1 protein-coding gene is annotated in these 1095 nt (G+C 37.1%); it reads right to left on the bottom strand.

The window, feature by feature from the left end:
• The coding region (locus tag HX884_RS26590; protein ID WP_178329044.1) for a mannose-1-phosphate guanylyltransferase/mannose-6-phosphate isomerase at positions 1-1095 on the bottom strand (1095 nt) is incomplete at both ends.

Below are 1095 nucleotides of genomic sequence, written 5' to 3'. Positions count from 1 at the left end.
TGCGCTTCACCTGGTAACGTTCGCCCGCATCGATGGAGTCGTATTTGCCCCACGGGCGATATACTGTCTGGTGACTGCGATATTCTTGTCTATTGGAACGATTAAGTTGTTCAACGATATTTTTTACATCTTGACATTCAGATTTTTGGGTTATGAGTACTGCATCTTTTGTTTGAACAACAATAAGATTTTGCACTCCAACTGTAGCTATTAGAGCTGATTCTGAGTATATATAATTATTTATAGAGTTATGTGCTATAACATCACCATGTATAACATTATAATCTTCGTTTTTTTTGTCTATCTCCCATAGTGATGACCATGAACCAACATCACTCCAACCAGCATCAAGAGAAATAACTACACCCTTATCTGTTTTTTCCATAACTGCATAATCAATCGACTCAGACTTACATAATGAGAAGATTTCACGATCGATTCTTGTAAAATCTAAATCGTTTTGTGCGGATGCAACTGAAGCACAGCAGATGTCATATATATCGGGATGATATTTTTTCAACTCTTCAAGATAAGAAGATGCGCGGAATAAAAACATTCCACTATTCCACAAAAAACCCTTATTTTTAACATATTGCTGCGCAGTCTGGAGATCAGGTTTTTCTTTGAATGAATTAATTTCGTAAGCATCTTCCGCCAAAGAATTACCAATTTGGATATATCCATATCCAGTTTCAGGGTGGGTTGGCACTACGCCAAATGTAACAATTTTACCTTGTTTAGCTAAAGGTAAAGCATGCTTAATGGCAATTTTAAATTTATCAACATCTTTAATTACATGATCCGCCGCCAAAACAAGCAAAAGTGGATCATCGCCTTCACTTTCTTTTATTACTTTTTGAGAAAAAAAGGCGGAAAGAGCAACTGCTGGAGCTGTATTCTTGCCTATAGGTTCTAGAATAATCCCATTGACGTCAATATTAGCTTCTCGAAGTTGCTCAGCAACAATAAATCTATGCTCTTCATTGCAAATAACAACTGGTGAGGCATGGTCAATATCTTTCAAGCGGGAAATAGTATTTTGAGGCTTTGTTGAATAAATCAGATTTCGGGTAAGTCTCCCCCGTAGCGGGTTGT

Origin of the sequence: Enterobacter sp. SECR19-1250, assembly GCF_013391025.1 — a bacterium.
Lineage (GTDB): Bacteria > Pseudomonadota > Gammaproteobacteria > Enterobacterales > Enterobacteriaceae > Enterobacter > Enterobacter cloacae.
The sequence above is the reverse complement of the archived record's forward strand: the minus strand, read 5'-3'. Positions and strand labels throughout refer to the sequence as shown.